The following is a 17,878-nucleotide window of genomic DNA, read 5'->3' as shown; positions in this document are numbered from 1 at the left end:
CAGAACAAGTCAGCTTTCCGCTGTCCCCGTTTCAGCAAAATGTCGGCGGACAAGTGGATTTGTTCGGTCTCCAGCACGAAGTAGTTCCAGCGCCTCCGGGTCGTCCTGCATCACCATGTTGAGGGCGGGCAGAGAGATGACGAGCGCTCCGCCGGACATGGGCACACGACCAATGCCAAAGCGTTTGCACCACGTCCGAATCGTCCGATCTGTCTTTCCGGTGTGCTGGCAGGCTTCCCGAATTCCGATGCGCTCGGCGGGGCGGATGAAAATCGGTGGAACTCGCTCGCTCATGCTGCGCGCTCCATCTCGGTCCAACCGTTTCCGTCACCGGGTTCGAGCAAATGACCGGGGGCGCGGCAACCGGCGGCGCCGGGAAGCGGTCCCCAATCGGCGATCGACCATTTTCCCAGTCGGCGCCCGTACCTGAGTCGGGAACGCCATGTCTTTTCGTCAACGGCAGTGACAACGGCGCCGCCGATCTCCGCATAACCGTCGAAACGGCGCTTGCTGATGAAACGGCAAGCGTGGATGATTTCGAGATCAGGCTTGCTCTTGAGGAAGGCGACATAGCCGGGAACGGCACGTGAGCAATTCTCACGATCTGCCGGGCCAAGCTTTTTCCAAGCGTCATAAGCCTCCTTCTTCGACATGTTCGGTGTTCGGGGATAGCTTTCCCAGAAGGCTTCGAAATCGTCTGGATAGCTTTCCCGCTTTCGCGGCTTTTGGACCTCGTCCGAACTCGTTTCGGACAAAGAACCGTTAGGTTCTATTGTTCCTTTCCCTTCCTTTCCCTTCCCTTCCGCTTTACCGGCGTGCCCCACGCGTGCATCACGCGTGCTCGACGCGTCAGATACCTCAATTATTTCCGTAGGTTCTGGGATTTCGCTATCCCGTTCCCTGTTGTTTATGACCTGATGACGATGCCATGATGGTATGCATCCATACTCACGGCCATTTGACGCGTATTTGACAATGAAACCACGCGTGGCCAACGCGTCGAGCACGCGTGAAAAATCCACGTCATCGTAGGGCAGGATGTCCACTTTCAACTGTCGTGGGCGCCACGCAAATCGCCCCTCACGGTCGCATTGGGTCCAGAGACCGGCAAAGGCGAGGCGCAGTGGAAGGCCGGTTGCGTGTTCAGCGTCGAAGATGCCTTCATGCTTAAAAAATTCGGGCTTGATCGTTCTGATTCTGGCCATCATACCCTCGCGGCGTTGCGCACGGCGGAGCATGCGATATCGACGAACAAGTCAATCGAGCGCACCGGGCCGTTTCGTTGTTTTGCTATGATGAATTCGAGCCTGTTTTCGCATTCGATCAGGCGATCAATGCGCTCCGCCTCTTGATCGGCGTTCTTGCCCTTTTCCTTCGAGAGGTAATAGGCCTCGCGGAAAAGGAATATGACCGTATCGGCATCCTGCTCAATCGAGCCGGATTCGCGAAGATCCGAAAGCATCGGACGCTTGTCCTCGCGGGTTTCGACCTGGCGGGAAAGCTGAGACAGGGCGAGAAGGGCGATATTATATTCGCGGGCCATGTTTCTCAGGCCGGCCGAAATCTCGGTGATTTCTGCCGTGCGGTTTCCCTGGTAACGGCTCGACGCCGCGACGAGCTGCAGATAGTCGACTATCAAGACCTCGATCGGCGTGCCGGCGCGCTCGGCAATATCGGCCATCCGCTCGAACTTCACCCGGATGTCCGGTATCGAGAGGCCGGAGGCGTCCTCGATCTGCAAGGGCAACGCGGCCAATTGCTCCTGAGACGCGTAGACGTGGGCCATTGCCACTTCATCGACGCGTCCGGTGATGAGATCCGAATAGGCAATCCGTCCGAAGCGGTCGAAAGCGATATCCGTCAACGCGCGCATTGCCAGCGTGCGCGCGCCCATTTCGAGGGAAATGAAGCCGACCCCGGCGCCGGCCGCGGCTGCCTTCATGCCAACGCCCAAGCCCACGGCAGTCTTGCCCATGGCGGGCCGAGCGCCGAGGATGGTCATTTCTCCGCGCTGCAAGCCGCCTGTGGCGTGGTCCACGTCGGCAAGGCCCCATGTGATGCCAGTGAGCCCATTTCCGCGAGCACGGGATTCCTCGATCGCCGCGATGGCGGTTGCGGATGCTTCCGCCATCGTAAATCGAGTCTGGGTGCGCTTTCCGGTACGCAGCGATGCCGAAATGTCGTCGAGCGTGCGACCGAGCGCGCGGATGAGCTCGGCAGGCCGGGCGCCGGGATCAGCAGATGCTGCCTGCACGATGGCGGCCTGCTCGCCAAGCGAAATCCTTGCCCATTGCTGGAGCATGGCCTGTAGGCTGGTACGAAGGCCAGGCACGCCACGGACGCAGCCACCGACCATGCTGGCGAGGTATGCCGAAAGAGGAATGCCGAGTCGGGTTTTCACTGCGTCCTGCTCTTCCTTGCTGAAGAGTTTGTACACGACCGGCAGACCGGCATTGCCATAGGCGCTATCCGCTTCCTGCATGCGTTCGAAAATCCGCCGATGCAGGTTTTCGACAAAATGCTCCGGCCGCAGCGTGCCGGAGACAAGTTTCAAATTTCCGGATGACAGGAGCGTGCCAAGCACTTCCTGTTCGAGTTCCGGGATATAGCCATCTTGCGAAATGGAAGTCGTGTTCATCAGCCGAACGCCCTCCGAGCCGTGCGGTATTTCTGCGCCAGGGCGCAGGCCTCGCAGGCTTCTCGCATCGAAAGGGAGAAACGCTCGCGGATGGTCGGAACCGCCTTTGCAGGCGGTTCCTTTTGGTCAGCAAGCCATTGTGCGGCGGCGACGATATTCGGGTTTTCGGAGGCGTCCGTCATGCGGCCCTCCTGTCACCAGTCGTTTCCAGAATTTCGACATTCGATCGCAAAACGTACCGAGCATGAGTTCCGGCGAACGGACCAGCATGCTTCTCGTCAATGGTCTCGATGACGAAACCAAATCCACGAAGCTTGAAGACGTAATGGCTCCAGCGCGGGCCGGGATGGTCGATCGGCGTGCAGCCGCCGACGCCGGCGTTGACGAGGTTCCGCAATGCCCAAGCGTCCCGGCCGATAACCTTGATGGCGTGGCCGTCGGGAAGAATGCGGGCGGTAATGGTAAGTTTGTTGGTCATGCTCGACCTCCCAGGCCAGAAAGCCGGCAGATCGTTTGGGCGTGCCAGAAAGACACGCGGAAGCGACGCATGACGGAACGGACCGCCAGCAAATCGGATTGAAATTCGTGGTGATGTTGGGTAGGGTTCTTGATATCGAGCGGCTTGGCGGTTGCTACGATTTCAAGAGCCCGGTGAGCGCCTGCCAGCGCTGCCGGGTTTTCTATTTTGATCATGGCTGCACCTCACGCCGCGACCGAAGTGGATCGGCGGCGCTTGGAGGAAAGCCAAGCATCCAGGTCTGCAGGATCGTAAACGACAGACTTGCCCAACTTGATATATGCCGGACCGCCGCCGGTCAGCCGAAGCTTGGTAAGTGTCGAGGCAGAAAGGCCGGTGTAGTTAGACGCGTCTTCAGTACGAAGCATGCGCCTCTGTGGAGTAGTGCTATCAAGCATGTGCTTTCCTTTGCTTTCACTAGGAGTCGTCTCCTGTGGTCAAAGGTGCTGCGCGGCAAATTCGCCGTCTATTTTCGCATATTCGCCGATGCAAAAAACTGGCGAAACTCTGCCAATTCATTGTTTCTATTCTGGTTTACAGGCCCTCGTTTCCCTCTTCCGCCAGAGAATAGCTTTTTGAAGTCGTCTTCGGCGAAAACCTCACGAATGTGATTCCGGCTGGCGTTCAATAATTTGGGTAGATCAGTTTCTGCTTCGTCCTTGCTCCACATCAAGAAACCACGCGACCTGAAAAAATGGGACGCGGCGTGGAATGCGTCTCGTACTTGCTGCTTACCCGCAGGGCGCTGGCTTAGCGGCGCACCTGGCGTCTCCTGAGCTTGGACGGGCACAGTCATCTGAGCGGCCCACTCTCGTTCGATGTGTTCGCGGGATAGATAGACTTTTGTGTAATATGCCTCTCCGGGCCGGTGCGCCTGCACGAATTTGCCGTTTCGCAGCGTCTTTTCGAATTCGAGAATTGCCCATGCTTCTGGTTCGATTCGCTCATAATCCTCGGTAGTTGCTCGAATTCCGTTTGCGGCAATCTTTCCCTCATAGAGCTTTGACGACAATATCGCCTGGGCAGTCGCAATGTCGGGTACGAACGAATGGCGCGCGTTCCTGGTTTCCCGATCCATCCTCAATTTCAAATTATTGAAGGTGGCGGTTGGGAGGGGTCGCAGGAAATGCTTGGTGGGCGGCAAGAGTGCCGTCGGCGTCGGCGGCATAGTTTGTTTCGGCTCGACCTTCTTCCAGTAAAGGCACTCAGCCCTATACTCATCATAGAAGTCGGTCACAATTTCGTAGTCGCGCCACAATATCCAAGCCAGAGCCATGAGTGGCGACCAAGCGGGCAAGCTCGAAACGGGAAATTTGCTGCGGTCGGCATCTCGGGCAAGCGGGGATAGTCCAAGTTGCAGCGCCTCTTGTTCTGCCGTCTCCGGCGCCATAAGCCCTTCCTCAACCCGATCAATCAGATCTTGGCGTTGCTCGTAGCGGTCCGATGCGGCTTGAGCCGCTTTCAAATCTAATGTCATCGTGCACCTGCGATGCACCAGCTTAACCGCAGGGAAACCGGGGGTGCTGCCCGGCTTGTCGGATGGCCGTCCTATCCCTGCGATATTATTGCGATCAGGATTTGCCCGGCCGCAATGGGTGTACATTCTCTCGCCGCGGCCGGTCGCCCATGGCATCGACGATTTTCGAACCGATGAGATCGGAGGCGCGACGCTTCGGATCGTCTGCCAAATGGGCGTAGCGTTCCGTTGTCTTCATCTGCGTGTGTCCGAGCAGCTTGCCGATGATCTGGAGGCTGAGGTTCGCCTCCACGCCGACTGACGCGTGGGTGTGCCTCAGGTCGTGGATGCGAACCCGGAGCTTCGGATCTTCGGCCGCCGCATCGAGGCCAGCGCGTTTGCGAATGTGATGCCAAGGGCGCTTCAAATCGGACCGAGGGCGCTCCTGAACCGTGCCATCGGGCAACGTCTTGGGTTCACCTGGAATCACATAGATGCCCAACTTAGGAAGCTCCGACAGGATAACCTGAGCTGGACCGTTGAGGATGATGGTTTTCTTCCTCGTCTTGCTATCATCGAGGAAAAGAAGCCCGCGTTGTAAATCGACGTTTGACCACTTGAGTTTAAGGATTTCCCCACGTCGAGCGCCCGTCAAAATAAACAGTCGAAGAGCGGCAGCAGCAAACTGATCGATGGTTATGCGACGATTCTCCGCCTTGGGTGCGTGTTTGATCTTTTTCACAGGATCGGGGTCCCACTGAATGCCGTCAGTCTCAGCTTCACGTATGGCGTCGCCGAGCCGCCCAAGCTCCTCACTCGTCAGATACCGCTCGCGGCTATCTTCCGGGTATTTTTTGATGCCGCTGGCGGGGTTCTCCATCTTCGGGAGAGCCTTGACGTCCATGGCCCACGTGTACATTGAGCTGATCGTCGACAGGACACGGTTTGCCGTGATGGCCTTGTCCTTCATCGCAACATGCAGCTTTTCGATCTCGCTTTTGCTGATGTCCTTTGCCTTTTTTCGGCCGAGCGTCTCGCCGGCTATACCCAGCCAATGGGAGTAGAGGCCATAAGTCGAACTCTTTTGCTTCGCGTCGACCGATAGCAGATAGTCATCCTTGAGCATGTCGAATGTCGGAGACAATCGCTCGGCGCTCTTCTCCTTCGCCGGGTCCTTGCCCTGCACAACTTCGGCCAAGACCGATTTCGCAAGGCGTCTTGCCTCATCCGGGGTGACCTTCTTTGTGCTGCCGATGGTGTATTTCCGAGCCGCGCCATCACGGCCGCCCCCATATCGATAGAGGACTACGTAGGACATCGAGCCAGTCGGCCGAACTCGGATCGCAAAACCTGTCGCGCTGGTATCGGACACAAAATATTCGCTCTCGCCTGGCTCAACCCGCTTAAGCAGATTGAGGGTAATCTCAGCGGTTATTGCGGAATTGATCGGAGGTTCTTTTTTTGCCATTGGAATAACTCGGGGAAGCACCGGGGAAGCACGAAAAGGGAATCATGCGGAAATCGTCGGAACGATGGTACAGGATTTTCCTTGAAACAAAAGGGGTTATGATGAGTAGGGGATATTAGCGGAAACTGCCGGAAAGCACGACCCATTGCATGGCATGCAAGAGGTCAGCGGTTCGATCCCGCTTAGCTCCACCAGCCTTCGCTCTCCGAGCTTCGGCTCGGCAAGCCAGCAGACGAAGGCTGTCCCGCTGAAGCTGCACAGCAGCGTAAGCGGACCTCTCTCCACTCGACGCAGGCTGTTCTTTCAATACCATGACGTATGGCTCAGCGAAACGGTTTATCGCTCTCAATAATTGCATTCGTCGGTAGCTACTCTATCATGCCGACGCATGAAGTACGTCTACATCCTCACAAGCCACGAGTTCCCGGATTGCCACTATGTCGGCGTCACCGGCGATCTGAAAGCCCGCTTGGCAAAGCACAATGCCAAGGAGGTCCCACATACGTCGAAATATGCTCCATGGTCGCTCAAGACTTATGTCGCCTTTTCCGACGAATCCCAGGCGGTCGCATTCGAGAAGTATCTGAAATCTGGCTCGGGACGCGCCTTTGCAAAGAAGAGATTGTAGGTTGAGCCCGTCAGCAGCCATTCGCCGCACCATTTCCGATTACACACCAACCGAAATAGCCACATTGCAGCGCACAAATATCTGCTAGGAAAGAACGAATCGTTTTCTGCTAATGCTCGCAAGAGCTCCAGCTCGACTCGCCCGAGGATGTATCTTGTTCGTTTTTTCGAAACTCGTCTGGATTTTTGGTCAGCCGCTGTCACTGGCTTTTTTCTTCGGCCTATTGGCGCTCATCGCCAGCCTTTTTCACAGGCGCCTCATCGCCATCGTCTCGACGTTTCTGTCGGTCCTGATCCTGTTCGTCGCGCTCTACACGACCACCGGCGCCTATATCGTCCAGGGGCTGGAGGAGCGCTTTCCGCATCCGGCTGGTGATCCCGCAGATCTCAAATGCATTATTGTTCTCGGCGGTGCCACGCAGAACGAGGTGACGACGGCGCGCGGCGGTTATGAGCTCGATTCGGCCGGCGACCGACTTATCGAGACGTTGCGGCTGGCGCAGAAGTTTCCACAGGCGCGCGTCGTCGTTTCCGGCGGCGACGGCTCGATTAGCGGCAAGTACGAGGGCGATGCCGTCATTTCCGAGCGCTTCTTTGTTGCCCTCGGCCTGCCGAAGGACCGGCTCATCGAGGACACGACGTCGCGCACCACCTTCGAAAACGCCGTCAACACGAAGGAACTGCTGGCCAAGAATGGTCTGTCCGATTGCCTGCTGATCACGTCCGGCTTCCACATGCCGCGCTCTGTCGGCATCTTCCGCAAGCAAGGCATCGATATCGTCCCCTGGCCGGTTGACTATCGCAGCACGGGCAAGGAAACGCTTGGGCTCGATTTCACCCAGCCGTCGCTGAACGCGCAATTGCTGGCAACCGGCGTCCGTGAATGGATCGGCCTCGTCGGCTACTACGCCGTCGGCCGCACCTCGGCGCTTTATCCCAGCCCGTAACCACGTTGGCCGGCCCGTAACTGCGGACCCTCGTGGGTGCGCATAGCGCCTACTTTTTCGAGACGGTGACGAATTTCACGCCACGGACGCGGACGGTGATCTCGCAGGGGTCGCCATCGGTGCGATCGCAGTAGTGCGGGTGCATCTTCATGACCAGAACCATGTTGCCGAAGCGCTGGATGAAATCGTAGCTGTAGATTTGTGCGGTGGCGACGAGAATATAGCCGCCCTCGGCGACATGGATGTAGAAATTGTAGGGGCAGCCCTCGTCGGTGCAGTCGGGCCCCTTTTCCCCCTTGCAGGTGATTTCACCCTCGTTGACCACGATGTCGGTCAAGGTGTCGTTGTTGATGTCCCGCTCGGTGGCAAAACCGTCACCGAAGCTCGCCTGACCCCCGCAGCGTTTGGTGAAATGTTCCTTCTCGAAGGCCACGGGATCTTGCACGAGCGATTGCTGTGCTTGCGCCACCACGGGCATGATCACGAGCGCGATGAAATTCAGGATCACGATCAGCAGGGACTTCACAGGGGCATTTCCTCTTGAAAGCGCAGGGACGGCCGCCGGCGTTGCCGCGACCGCTGCGGCATCTTTACGCCTGCCTGCTTGCGCGGCCCTTGCCGCCGTGATTCACTCCGCCGAAAATCCTGCCGGCACTTTCCTGGAGCCTCGAATGTCGCTTCTTTCGTTTCTCGATTATGTCGGCGTCGCTCTCTTCGCCGCGACTGGCGCGCTGTCGGCCTCGCGCAAGCAGCTCGATTTGATTGGCTTCCTGTTTCTTGCGGCCGTCACCGGTATCGGCGGCGGCACGCTCAGGGATATCGTCCTTGGCCGCGTGCCGGTCTTCTGGGTGGTGAACCCCACCTATATCATCATTTGCGCTGTTGTCGGCGTGCTGGTCTTCTTCACTGCGCATCTCTTCGAATCGCGCTATCGGCTATTGATCTGGCTCGATGCGGTCGGTCTGTCCGCCTATTGCGTCATGGGCGCGGCCAAGGGCATGGCGGCGACGGGCTCGCCGACGGTTGCCATCGTCACCGGTGCGCTGACGGCGACTTTCGGCGGCATCCTGCGCGATCTCCTGGCAAATGAGCCCTCGGTGCTGCTACGGCCGGAAATCTATGTGACGGCGGCGCTGGTCGGGGCCGGCGTCTTTACCGCTGCGAACGAGACCATGATGCCGCTCTACGCATCCGCGGCACTGGGGGTTGCCGCAGCCTTCATGGTGCGTGGCGGCGCGCTCTGGTTCGGCTGGACCTTCCCGACCTACCATCATAAGCCCGGCCGGCATCCCGACGATGTGATGTGATGGAGGCAGTAGGAATTAGGCAGTAGGCAATAGCAGGTAATGGGAGGAAGTAGAAAATGGAAGGCGGCAGGAACTCGGCAATAGCAATGGCTGGAGGACAATTCTATTGCCTATTGCCTATTGCCTATTGCCTACTGCCTTACCGCTGCTTGCGGCGCAGCCGGATGACGACGTCGACATGGGCGATTTCCATGCCCTTCGGCGGCTCCGGCAGATTGTCGATCGTCAGATTGCTGACCGGAATGTCCAGCACTTCATTGTGGCCTTCGACGAAGAAGTGGTGGTGGTCGGAAACGTTGGTGTCGAAATAGGTCTTGGTACTTTCGACGGCGAGCACGCGGATCAGGCCGGCCTCAGTGAACTGATGCAATGTGTTGTAGACGGTGGCGAGCGAAACCGGCACGCCGGCCGCGACCGCCTCTTCATGCAGTTCTTCGACGGTTAGGTGACGGTCGCCCTTGGCGAAGAGGAGATCTCCGAGCGCGACGCGCTGACGGGTCGGCCTCAGGCCCGCGCTGCGGAGCCTGGTTTCGATCGCAATTTCAGGCTCAACCGCCATTCACGGAACTCCGGATTCCTGATCTTAGTAAATCTTTACTAAGCCATATAACTTTTGCGGGGATTGCTTTCAATAGTTTCAATGGAGTGGGAAGCTAGCTGAAAGCCGTAAAAATAGGGTTCTTGGCGCATTTGCCTCTGGCAGCAGCCCTAGCCTTCCTGTATGCGACCACCACATAACAGTGAAGTGTGTAAGATCGGATGGTGGAATTGGGCGTCATGCTTGCGCTTCATTTTCTGTCGATCTTGCACTAAAGCTTCACATTCATCGGCATCCTTGTGGGGGAAATGGAATTTTTATGACGACGAGACAATCCAGCTTCAACTATGAGGAAATCCTGGCCTGCGGCCGCGGCGAACTGTTCGGCCCGGGCAACGCGCAGCTTCCCCTGCCACCGATGCTGATGGTCCATCGCATTACAGATATTTCCGAAACCGGTGGGGCCCACGACAAGGGCTACATTCGCGCCGAATACGACGTGCGTCCCGACGACTGGTACTTCCCCTGCCATTTCGCCGGCAATCCGATCATGCCGGGTTGCCTCGGTCTCGACGGCATGTGGCAGCTCACCGGCTTCTTCCTCGGCTGGCTCGGCGAACCGGGTCGTGGCATGGCGCTCTCGACTGGCGAAGTGAAGTTCAAGGGCATGGTTCGTCCGGACACAAAGCTCCTCGAATACGGCATCGATTTCAAACGCGTCATGCGCGGCCGCCTTGTCCTCGGCACTGCCGACGGCTGGCTGAAGGCCGACGGCGAGGTCATTTATCAGGCGACAGACCTGCGCGTGGGCCTGTCGAAGGACAAGGCTGCCTGAACCGCGGCGCTGCCGCCTTCACAAAAAGAGACGTTTTAGAAAAGGTCATCGACATGAGACGGGTAGTTGTTACGGGTCTGGGGATTGTCTCTTCGATTGGAAACGATGCTCAAGAAGTGACTGCCTCGCTGCGCGAAGCCAAGTCCGGCATCTCTTTTTCCTCCGATTTCGCCGAACACGGCTTCAAATGCCAGGTTTGGGGCGCGCCGAAGATCGACACGACGGACCTGGTCGATCGTCGCGCCATGCGCTTCCTGTCGCAAGGCGGCGCCTGGAACCATGTCGCCATGAAGCAGGCGATCGCCGACAGCGGCTTGGAAGACGGCGACATCACCAATGAACGCACCGGCATCATCATGGGCTCGGGCGGCCCGTCGACCCGAACGCTGATCGAAGCCGCCGATATCACCCGCAAGAACAACAGCCCGAAGCGCATCGGCCCCTTCGCCGTGCCGAAGTCGATGTCGTCGACCGCCTCGGCAACGCTCGCGACCTGGTTCAAGATCCACGGTGTCAACTACTCCATCTCGTCTGCCTGCTCGACCTCGGCGCACTGCATCGGCAACGCCGCCGAGATGATCCAGTGGGGCAAGCAGGACGTCATGTTCGCCGGCGGTCACGAGGATCTCGACTGGACCATGTCGAACCTCTTCGACGCCATGGGCGCCATGTCTTCCGACTTCAACCAGAATCATCCGGAAACCGCTTCGCGCGCCTATGACGCCAAGCGCGACGGTTTCGTCATCGCCGGCGGCGCCGGCGTGCTGGTACTGGAAGAGCTGGAACACGCCAAGGCGCGCGGTGCCAAGATCTATGCCGAAATCGTCGGCTACGGCGCCACTTCCGATGGCTACGACATGGTCGCGCCGTCGGGCGAGGGGGCAGTGCGCTGCATGCGCCAGGCGCTCGCCACCGTGAAGGGCGACATCGACTACATCAACACCCACGGAACCTCGACGCCGGTGGGCGACAGCAAGGAAATCGGCGCGATTCGCGAAGTCTTTGGCAACAAGATCCCGCCGATCCAGTCGACCAAGTCACTGACCGGCCATTCGCTCGGCGCAGCCGGCGTGCAGGAATCGATCTACTCGATCCTGATGATGCAAGAGCGCTTCATCGGCGAAAGCGCTCATATCACCGAACTCGACCCGGAATTCGAAGGTGTGCCGATCGTGCGCAAGCGCATCGACAATGCCAAGATCGACACGGCTCTTTCCAATTCCTTCGGCTTCGGCGGCACCAACGCCACGCTCGTATTCCAGCGCTATAACGGATAAGGCAATGACGGGAATCATGCAGGGTAAGCGCGGCCTCATCATGGGCGTCGCAAACAATCACTCGATTGCCTGGGGTATTTCAAAGGCGCTTGCTGCCGAAGGCGCGGAACTGGCTTTCACATTTCAGGGCGAAGCGCTCGGCAAGCGCGTCAAGCCGCTCGCAGCCGAAGTCGGCTCGGATTTTCTCCTGCCCTGCGACGTCGAAGATATCGCTTCGGTCGATTCCGTCTTCGAGGAGATCAGGGCGCGCTGGGGCAAACTGGATTTCATCGTCCACGCCATCGGCTTTTCCGACAAGAACGAGCTGAAGGGCCTCTACGCCAACACCACGCGCGATAATTTCACCCGCACCATGGTGATTTCCTGCTTCTCCTTCACCGAGATCGCGAAGCGCGCCGCCGATTTGATGGTCGAAGGCGGCAGCATGCTGACGTTGACCTATAACGGCTCGACACGCGTCATCCCGAACTACAATGTCATGGGCGTCGCCAAGGCGGCTCTGGAAGCCTCGGTGCGCTATCTCGCCGCCGATTACGGTCCGCGCGGCATCCGTGTCAACGCCGTCTCCGCCGGTCCGATCCGGACGCTCGCCGGCGCCGGCATTTCCGATGCTCGTGCCATCCTGTCGTGGAACCAACGCAACGCGCCGCTGCGCAAGTCGGTCACCATCGATCAGGTGGGCTCTTCGTCGCTTTATCTCCTGTCGGATCTGTCGGCAGGCGTCACCGGCGAAATCCACTTTGTCGACGCCGGCTACAACATCACCTCGATGCCGACATTGGAAACGCTGTCGAAAGCCGACGCCGAGTAAGCGCGCTGATCTGAATTGTCCTCTCGGCCCTTGGCCGGGAGGACAGAATTTCCGGATATCCTTTCAGAGGATTCCCGATGACGTCCAGCGACGCCGAACCCTTCGCAGCCACCGAACGTCTCATCCTCAGAGGATTCGTCCCTGAAGATTTCGAAGCCTATAGCGCTTATCGCTCGCTGCCGGCCGTCTACCGTTTCCTCTACAGCGATCCACCGTCGGCACAGGAGTTGCGCGAGCGTTTCGATGCCGGTTTGAATATGCGTTTGTCGGAAGACGGCGATATTCTCCGCTGTGCCGTTGTTCGGCGCGAGGATGATGCCCTGCTGGGTCAGGTCAGCCTGAAACTTACCAACAAGGCCGCACTGCAGGCCGAGGTCGGCTATATCTTCAATCCGGCCTATGCCGGCAAGGGATACGCGACCGAAGCGGCTGAAGCCATCATCACCTTCGGCTTCGATAGATTCGGCTTTCATCGGATTTTCGCGCGGCTGGATGCGAGGAATGTTGGCTCCATCGGCGTCGTCGAACGGCTGGGCCTGCGTCGCGAGGCGCACCTGGTCGAGAATGATCGCTTCAACAGCGTCTGGGGTGATGAATATATCTATGCCGTGCTGAGCCGCGAATGGGCTTCAAGAGCGCCGAATCGGCCGCGTTAATCTCCATTCCATAAGATTTTACGAAAATTTTAGGTTAATTCTATCTTGCCGGGGATGGCCCGTTACGACCGGCCGGAATTCCGATACATCTGGCGCATTCAACAGTATTTCCTGCATGTCCATCGGCATTCACCAGCCATTTACGGGAACCCCACCGTGAACACCATAACTGTTGCCAGTCCCAAGCCGCTCGATCCATTGGACGAGACAACATCGCTCGAAGCCCCTGCCACCGCGCGGGCATTGGGGCCGGATATATTGCGCGCGCTTGCCATCCTGCTGGTCATGTTCGTGCATCTGCCGGAGGAGGCGGCCCCGCTGCCGTTGGCCGGGATCAGGCCCTACGGCTGGATCGGCGTCGATATATTCTTCGTGCTCAGCGGCTATCTCATCGGAAGCCAGCTGATGGCCGAAGCCGCGCGCCGCAAAACCGTCGACTTCAAGGCCTTCTACCTGCGCCGAGCGTTTCGCATATTGCCGGCCTTTCTGCTCGTGCTGGCCTTCTACACGTTCATCCCATCACTGCGCGACGCGCCGACGATGCAATCGGCGTGGCGGTTCCTGACCTTCACGGTCAATTTCGGGCTCGATCCGCGCGCGGGCGGCACGTTCACCGAGGCCTGGTCGCTAAGCGTCGAGGAGCATTTCTATCTCGTCCTGCCGGTTCTCGTCGTCTTGCTGAAGCGGCGCGCGACGGTGGTTTTCATCGCTTGTCTGGTTGTGACGATCGTGATGGCCGGTGTGGGCCTGAGGTTTGCGCTCTGGCAGAGCCAGGTCGGCCCGGCTGTCGAAATGCAGGCCTACAAGGCAGCGCTCGCCGTCTATCTCAGGGATGTCTATTATCCGACTTACAATCGCCTGGACGGGCTGACCTTCGGCGTCGTTCTGGCAGCGATCCGGCTATTCAAGCCGCTGCTATGGGAAAGATATATGCCGCCATACCTCGTGCTCGCTGTCGGCAGCATGTTCGTGATAGCGGCCCTCGTGATCTTTTCCGCCCGCGGGCCTTTCGCGGAAACCAGTTTACCGCTCGTGTTTCAGCCTCTTCCAGGCGCGGTCATCGGCTTTCCGCTTTTCTCGGCGGGAATAGCCCTCATTCTAGGCGCACTGCTGGACCTGCAGTCGAGGATCGGGCGTTGGCATCTTCCGGCGGTATCAGGTATCGCGACGCTCTCCTACAGCCTCTACCTGACCCACAAGGGCGTCTACCATCTCGATCAGATGGCGTTCGGCAAGGACAATCTTCTGGGGCTCTCAGGCTTCGTGATCTATTTCGCCACCTGCTTCATCGTGGCGGCGACGCTCTGGTTTCTCGTCGAAAGGAACTTCCTGAGTCTGCGCGATCACCTGATGCCCCGCCCAGGTCGAACTGGCGAGGCCTAACCCATAAAAGAAAGGCGGCCGATTGGCCGCCTTCGTCGCTTATTTTTTCGCCCACAGCACCTTGAAGCGGGCATTGCGGCAGGTCTCGCCATGCTCTCGGAAATTTTCCGCCAGTACCGGCTCGTAGGGCAGCCCACGATTGGCGACCAGCATTAGGCGGCCGCCGCTGCGCAGTGCCGAGGATGCCGCCTTGATCATCGCCTGGCCGAGCGAAGGCTCGGCGGCATGGCCTTGATGGAAGGGTGGGTTCATGATCACCAGATCGTATTTATCCTTGATCGGCTCGCTCGCCAGATCGTGCCAGAAGAAGCGCTGAGCGACCTTCGGGCAGTTTTCCAGGAGATTGGCGCGGGCCGCCTCCAGCGCTTCGTAGTGGGCCTCGTAGAGGTCCAGACGCGCGATCCTCGGTGACTTGGTCGCCAGTTCCACCGAGAGATAGCCCCAGCCCGCGCCGAAATCGGCGGCGTCGCCGGAAAAATCAGTTGGCAGGCGCGATGCCAGCAGTTCCGAGCCGGCGTCGAAGCGGTCGTGCGAGAACATCCCGGCAGCGGTGGTGAAGCGGCCGTCGATGCGCATGGCCGGTTTCGCCAATTGCGCCGTCAGGACGCTGATATCGGCCGGACGCGCAAACCAGGAAGCAACGCCGTGATATTTCGGCATATGGCCGACATCCAGGCCAAGACCTTCGATGCGCTTGCGCAGCGGCTGAATGCCATCTTCCTTGCCGCCGGCGACGACGATGAGGCCGCCTTCCTTCACACGTGAAAGCGCCTGGGCGATATGATCTTCATTCTCACCCTTGTGCTTAGTGCAAAGCACCAGTGCGCCGTCATAATCCGCACCTTCGATCTCCGGCGTCACATCGATGCGTTGCGCCTGAAGCTGGCGAAAGAAGGGCCTGAACCCCTGGACGGCGGAAAGCGATGCCGCAAAACCGTCCGGCAGCGAAAAGCCCGCTTCAGCTCCGAGAAACAGGATGCGCTCGCCTTCGCCGGGCACGTCGACAGTGCCGGAGGCAAGGGGGTGGAACAGGGTCTTCAGGGCATCGCGGCTCATAGGCATGGTCTCGTCAGTGGGAATGGGTTTCGCTCGTCGGCTATGCGCGCCATTTTCTACCTCATGCTTGCCCCTCACCCTAGCCCTCTCCTTGGGACGGGGAGAGGGCTAGGGTGAGGGGCCGGGGACGCAGGTTCAGCGAAATTGGGCCAGACCGAAGGCATTCAATTAAAAAGGGCGCGGAAAAGATCCCGCGCCCCGGAACGTGAGTAAAGGCGGGGCTTATTCGGCCGCGTCGTCCTTCTTCTTTTCGGCAGCGATTTCCTTGCCGGTCGCCTGATCGACGACCTTCATGGACAGGCGGACCTTGCCGCGCTCATCGAAGCCGAGCAGCTTGACCCAGACCTTGTCGCCTTCCTTGACGACATCCTGCGTCTTGGCGACGCGCTCGGAGGCGAGTTGCGAGATGTGGACGAGACCGTCGCGTGCGCCGAAGAAGTTGACGAAAGCGCCGAAGTCCGCGGTCTTGACGACCGTGCCTTCGTAGATCTGGCCGACTTCCGGCTCGGCGACGATCGAATGGATCCACTTGCGGGCGGCTTCGATTTCCTTGCCGGAGGACGAAGCGATCTTGACCGTGCCGTCGTCTTCGATGTTGATCTTCGCGCCGGTCTTTTCGACGATTTCGCGGATGACCTTGCCGCCGGAGCCGATGACTTCGCGGATCTTGTCGACCGGGATGTTCATGACTTCGATGCGCGGGGCGAATTCGCCGAGCTGGCCACGGCTTTCGGAGATGGCCTTGGCCATTTCGCCGAGGATGTGCAGACGGCCGCCCTTCGCCTGGTTCAGGGCCACCTTCATGATCTCTTCGGTGATGCCGTCGATCTTGATGTCCATCTGCAGCGAGGTGATACCGGCTTCCGTGCCGGCAACTTTGAAGTCCATGTCGCCGAGGTGATCTTCGTCACCCAGGATGTCGGAGAGAACCGCGAAGCGCTCTTCTTCCTTGATCAGGCCCATGGCGATACCGGCAACCGGCTTTGCCAGCGGTACGCCGGCATCCATCAGCGCCAGCGAGGTGCCGCAAACGGTGGCCATCGAGGACGAGCCGTTGGACTCGGTGATTTCCGAGACGACGCGCAGCGTGTAGGGGAACTGCTCCGCCGACGGCAGCATCGGGTGGATGGCGCGCCATGCGAGCTTGCCATGGCCGATTTCGCGGCGGCCCGGAGAACCCATGCGACCGGTTTCGCCGACCGAGTAGGGCGGGAAGTTGTAGTGCAGCATGAAGTTTTCTTTGTACATGCCGGTTAGGCTGTCGACATACTGCTCGTCTTCGCCGGTGCCGAGCGTGGCAACGACAACCGCCTGCGTTTCACCGCGGGTAAAGAGAGCGGAACCGTGCGTGCGCGGCAGCAGGCCGACTTCGGCAACGATCGGGCGAACCGTCTGCAGGTCGCGGCCATCGATGCGGCTGGAGGTGTCGAGGATGTTCCACCGAACGATCTTTGCCTGCAGGTGCTTGAAGATGGCGCCGACTTCTTCGGCGGTGTATTTGGCTTCGCCTTCCTCGGGCAGGAAGTGGGCCTTGACCTTGGCCTTCACGGCGTCGACGGCGGCGTAGCGATCAGCCTTCTGAGTGATCTTGTAGGCTTCGCGCAGTTCGGCTTCGGCAAGGCCGAGCATTTCGGTTTCGAGTTCCGAGAAATCGTCCGGCGTAAAATCGCGCGGTTCCTTGGCGGCGACTTCTGCGAGCTTGATGATCGCATCGATCACCGGCTGGAAGCCGCGATGGCCGAACATGACGGCGCCGAGCATGACGTCTTCCGGCAGTTCCTTCGCTTCGGACTCAACCATCAGAACGGCTTCCTGCGTGCCGGCGACGACGAGATCGAGGGTCGATTCATCCATTTCGTCGAGATGCGGGTTGAGCACGTATTCGCCGTTGATGTAGCCGACGCGGGCGCCGCCGATCGGGCCCATGAACGGAATGCCGGAAAGGGTCAGCGCAGCCGAGGTGGCGACCATGGACAGCACATCCGGATCGTTTTCGAGGTCATGCTGGATGACGGTGACGACGACCTGCGTGTCGTTCTTGTAGCCTTCCGGGAAAAGCGGACGGATCGGGCGGTCGATCAGGCGGGAAACGAGGGTTTCGTTTTCGCTCGGACGTCCTTCGCGCTTGAAATAGCCGCCGGGAATCTTGCCGGCTGCATAGGTCTTTTCCTGGTAGTTGACGGTGAGCGGGAAGAAATCCTGGCCCGGCTTCGGCGACTTGGCGGAAACGACGGTGGCGAGAACCACAGTCTCGCCGTAGGTTGCGATGACGGCGCCATCAGCCTGGCGGGCGATCTTGCCGGTCTCGAGCTTCAGCGGGCGGCCGGCCCACTCGATTTCGACGGTATGGATATCGAACATA

Annotated in this window: 20 protein-coding genes; 8 read left to right on the top strand and 12 right to left on the bottom strand. The window is 59.2% G+C overall.

What is annotated here, in order from left to right; translation table 11 throughout:
• Positions 1-9 precede the first annotated feature (9 nt).
• The 8 genes from PY649_RS21940 to PY649_RS21905 all read right to left on the bottom strand — a co-directional run bounded on the left by PY649_RS21940 (position 10) and on the right by PY649_RS21905 (position 6,079).
• Positions 10-294 (bottom strand): hypothetical protein, encoded by a 285-nt coding sequence (locus tag PY649_RS21940; protein WP_285870805.1) that lies wholly within the window; start codon positions 292-294, stop codon positions 10-12.
• Entirely contained in the window at positions 291-1,205 is a 915-nt protein-coding gene (locus PY649_RS21935; protein ID WP_285870804.1) for an LvrA C-terminal domain-related protein, read from the bottom strand. The genes PY649_RS21940 and PY649_RS21935 overlap by 4 nt, the downstream gene beginning before the upstream one ends.
• A complete protein-coding gene (locus PY649_RS21930) occupies positions 1,205-2,638 on the bottom strand; it encodes a replicative DNA helicase (protein WP_285870803.1) in 1,434 nt (477 codons plus the stop codon). The genes PY649_RS21935 and PY649_RS21930 overlap by 1 nt, the downstream gene beginning before the upstream one ends.
• The gene (locus PY649_RS21925; RefSeq protein ID WP_285870802.1) at positions 2,638-2,820 is read right to left on the bottom strand and encodes a hypothetical protein; all 183 of its coding nucleotides are present in this window, start codon (positions 2,818-2,820) and stop codon (positions 2,638-2,640) included. Before PY649_RS21925 ends, PY649_RS21930 begins: the two co-directional genes overlap by 1 nt.
• Positions 2,817-3,116 carry a winged helix domain-containing protein gene (locus PY649_RS21920; RefSeq protein WP_285870801.1) on the bottom strand — a complete coding sequence of 100 codons (300 nt, stop codon included), beginning with the start codon at positions 3,114-3,116 and terminating at the stop codon, positions 2,817-2,819. Before PY649_RS21920 ends, PY649_RS21925 begins: the two co-directional genes overlap by 4 nt.
• Before the next feature lie 224 nt (positions 3,117-3,340).
• On the bottom strand, positions 3,341-3,553 hold the full coding sequence (locus PY649_RS21915) for a helix-turn-helix transcriptional regulator (protein WP_285870800.1): 213 nt from the start codon (positions 3,551-3,553) through the stop codon (positions 3,341-3,343).
• Between the two features lie 68 nt (positions 3,554-3,621).
• The gene (locus PY649_RS21910) at positions 3,622-4,758 is read right to left on the bottom strand and encodes a hypothetical protein (RefSeq protein WP_285870799.1); all 1,137 of its coding nucleotides are present in this window, start codon (positions 4,756-4,758) and stop codon (positions 3,622-3,624) included.
• A complete protein-coding gene (locus PY649_RS21905; protein ID WP_285870798.1) occupies positions 4,727-6,079 on the bottom strand; it encodes a site-specific integrase in 1,353 nt (450 codons plus the stop codon). Before PY649_RS21905 ends, PY649_RS21910 begins: the two co-directional genes overlap by 32 nt.
• 388 nt (positions 6,080-6,467) lie before the next feature.
• On the opposite strand from PY649_RS21905, the gene PY649_RS21900 reads away from it, so the two are divergent.
• Both PY649_RS21900 and PY649_RS21895 read left to right on the top strand, forming a co-directional pair.
• Entirely contained in the window at positions 6,468-6,707 is a 240-nt protein-coding gene (locus PY649_RS21900) for a GIY-YIG nuclease family protein (RefSeq protein WP_285870796.1), read from the top strand.
• 154 nt (positions 6,708-6,861) lie between these two features.
• Positions 6,862-7,653, top strand: a complete 792-nt coding sequence (locus PY649_RS21895) for a YdcF family protein (protein WP_285870795.1) — start codon at positions 6,862-6,864, stop codon at positions 7,651-7,653.
• Positions 7,654-7,702: 49 nt separating this feature from the next.
• On the opposite strand, the gene PY649_RS21890 is transcribed toward PY649_RS21895, so the two are convergent.
• Positions 7,703-8,179: a hypothetical protein gene (locus PY649_RS21890; protein WP_285870794.1), complete on the bottom strand. Its 477-nt coding sequence runs from the start codon at positions 8,177-8,179 to the stop codon at positions 7,703-7,705.
• Positions 8,180-8,324: 145 nt separating this feature from the next.
• Between PY649_RS21890 and PY649_RS21885 the strand changes: the two genes are divergently transcribed.
• Positions 8,325-8,960, top strand: a complete 636-nt coding sequence (locus PY649_RS21885) for a trimeric intracellular cation channel family protein (RefSeq protein WP_285870793.1) — start codon at positions 8,325-8,327, stop codon at positions 8,958-8,960.
• A 139-nt stretch (positions 8,961-9,099) separates the two neighbouring features.
• Here PY649_RS21885 and irrA read toward each other — a convergent pair whose 3' ends face one another.
• Positions 9,100-9,519 (bottom strand): iron response transcriptional regulator IrrA, encoded by a 420-nt coding sequence (gene irrA / locus PY649_RS21880; protein WP_285870792.1) that lies wholly within the window; start codon positions 9,517-9,519, stop codon positions 9,100-9,102.
• Between the two features lie 298 nt (positions 9,520-9,817).
• Here irrA and fabA point away from each other — a divergent pair, with 298 nt between their 5' ends.
• The 5 genes from fabA to PY649_RS21855 all read left to right on the top strand — a co-directional run bounded on the left by fabA (position 9,818) and on the right by PY649_RS21855 (position 14,460).
• Positions 9,818-10,333, top strand: a complete 516-nt coding sequence (gene fabA, locus PY649_RS21875; protein WP_285870791.1) for a 3-hydroxyacyl-[acyl-carrier-protein] dehydratase FabA — start codon at positions 9,818-9,820, stop codon at positions 10,331-10,333.
• Positions 10,334-10,386: 53 nt separating this feature from the next.
• Complete coding sequence (gene fabB, locus PY649_RS21870; RefSeq protein ID WP_285870789.1) at positions 10,387-11,610, top strand: beta-ketoacyl-ACP synthase I; 1,224 nt, start codon at positions 10,387-10,389, stop codon at positions 11,608-11,610.
• A gap of 4 nt (positions 11,611-11,614) precedes the next feature.
• Complete coding sequence (gene fabI, locus PY649_RS21865) at positions 11,615-12,421, top strand: enoyl-ACP reductase FabI (protein ID WP_285870788.1); 807 nt, start codon at positions 11,615-11,617, stop codon at positions 12,419-12,421.
• A 77-nt stretch (positions 12,422-12,498) separates the two neighbouring features.
• Positions 12,499-13,077: a GNAT family N-acetyltransferase gene (locus PY649_RS21860; protein ID WP_285870786.1), complete on the top strand. Its 579-nt coding sequence runs from the start codon at positions 12,499-12,501 to the stop codon at positions 13,075-13,077.
• 156 nt (positions 13,078-13,233) lie between these two features.
• Positions 13,234-14,460, top strand: coding sequence for an acyltransferase family protein (locus PY649_RS21855; RefSeq protein ID WP_285870784.1), 1,227 nt, complete (start codon positions 13,234-13,236; stop codon positions 14,458-14,460).
• Between the two features lie 39 nt (positions 14,461-14,499).
• On the opposite strand, the gene PY649_RS21850 is transcribed toward PY649_RS21855, so the two are convergent.
• Both PY649_RS21850 and pnp read right to left on the bottom strand, forming a co-directional pair.
• On the bottom strand, positions 14,500-15,516 hold the full coding sequence (locus PY649_RS21850) for a class I SAM-dependent methyltransferase (protein WP_285870782.1): 1,017 nt from the start codon (positions 15,514-15,516) through the stop codon (positions 14,500-14,502).
• 222 nt (positions 15,517-15,738) lie between these two features.
• Positions 15,739-17,877 (bottom strand): polyribonucleotide nucleotidyltransferase, encoded by a 2,139-nt coding sequence (gene pnp, locus PY649_RS21845; RefSeq protein WP_285870780.1) that lies wholly within the window; start codon positions 17,875-17,877, stop codon positions 15,739-15,741.
• Position 17,878 lies beyond the last annotated feature (1 nt).

This window comes from Rhizobium mayense, assembly GCF_030272705.1.
GTDB lineage: Bacteria > Pseudomonadota > Alphaproteobacteria > Rhizobiales > Rhizobiaceae > Rhizobium > Rhizobium mayense.
The sequence above is the reverse complement of the archived record's forward strand: the minus strand, read 5'-3'. Positions and strand labels throughout refer to the sequence as shown.

What these genes read in the sequence shown, in the direction of transcription:
- PY649_RS21850 (WP_285870782.1), bottom strand. Translation starts at nt 15,516, where the DNA reads ATGAGCCGCGATGCCCTGAAGACCCTGTTCCACCCCCTTGCCTCCGGC.
- fabB (WP_285870789.1), top strand. Translation starts at nt 10,387, where the DNA reads ATGAGACGGGTAGTTGTTACGGGTCTGGGGATTGTCTCTTCGATTGGA.
- PY649_RS21860 (WP_285870786.1), top strand. Translation starts at nt 12,499, where the DNA reads ATGACGTCCAGCGACGCCGAACCCTTCGCAGCCACCGAACGTCTCATC.
- fabI (WP_285870788.1), top strand. Translation starts at nt 11,615, where the DNA reads ATGACGGGAATCATGCAGGGTAAGCGCGGCCTCATCATGGGCGTCGCA.
- fabA (WP_285870791.1), top strand. Translation starts at nt 9,818, where the DNA reads ATGACGACGAGACAATCCAGCTTCAACTATGAGGAAATCCTGGCCTGC.
- PY649_RS21910 (WP_285870799.1), bottom strand. Translation starts at nt 4,758, where the DNA reads ATGTACACCCATTGCGGCCGGGCAAATCCTGATCGCAATAATATCGCA.
- PY649_RS21935 (WP_285870804.1), bottom strand. Translation starts at nt 1,205, where the DNA reads ATGGCCAGAATCAGAACGATCAAGCCCGAATTTTTTAAGCATGAAGGC.
- PY649_RS21925 (WP_285870802.1), bottom strand. Translation starts at nt 2,820, where the DNA reads ATGACGGACGCCTCCGAAAACCCGAATATCGTCGCCGCCGCACAATGG.
- PY649_RS21915 (WP_285870800.1), bottom strand. Translation starts at nt 3,553, where the DNA reads ATGCTTGATAGCACTACTCCACAGAGGCGCATGCTTCGTACTGAAGAC.
- PY649_RS21940 (WP_285870805.1), bottom strand. Translation starts at nt 294, where the DNA reads ATGAGCGAGCGAGTTCCACCGATTTTCATCCGCCCCGCCGAGCGCATC.
- pnp (WP_285870780.1), bottom strand. Translation starts at nt 17,877, where the DNA reads ATGTTCGATATCCATACCGTCGAAATCGAGTGGGCCGGCCGCCCGCTG.
- PY649_RS21930 (WP_285870803.1), bottom strand. Translation starts at nt 2,638, where the DNA reads ATGAACACGACTTCCATTTCGCAAGATGGCTATATCCCGGAACTCGAA.
- PY649_RS21885 (WP_285870793.1), top strand. Translation starts at nt 8,325, where the DNA reads ATGTCGCTTCTTTCGTTTCTCGATTATGTCGGCGTCGCTCTCTTCGCC.
- PY649_RS21920 (WP_285870801.1), bottom strand. Translation starts at nt 3,116, where the DNA reads ATGACCAACAAACTTACCATTACCGCCCGCATTCTTCCCGACGGCCAC.
- irrA (WP_285870792.1), bottom strand. Translation starts at nt 9,519, where the DNA reads ATGGCGGTTGAGCCTGAAATTGCGATCGAAACCAGGCTCCGCAGCGCG.
- PY649_RS21905 (WP_285870798.1), bottom strand. Translation starts at nt 6,079, where the DNA reads ATGGCAAAAAAAGAACCTCCGATCAATTCCGCAATAACCGCTGAGATT.
- PY649_RS21900 (WP_285870796.1), top strand. Translation starts at nt 6,468, where the DNA reads ATGAAGTACGTCTACATCCTCACAAGCCACGAGTTCCCGGATTGCCAC.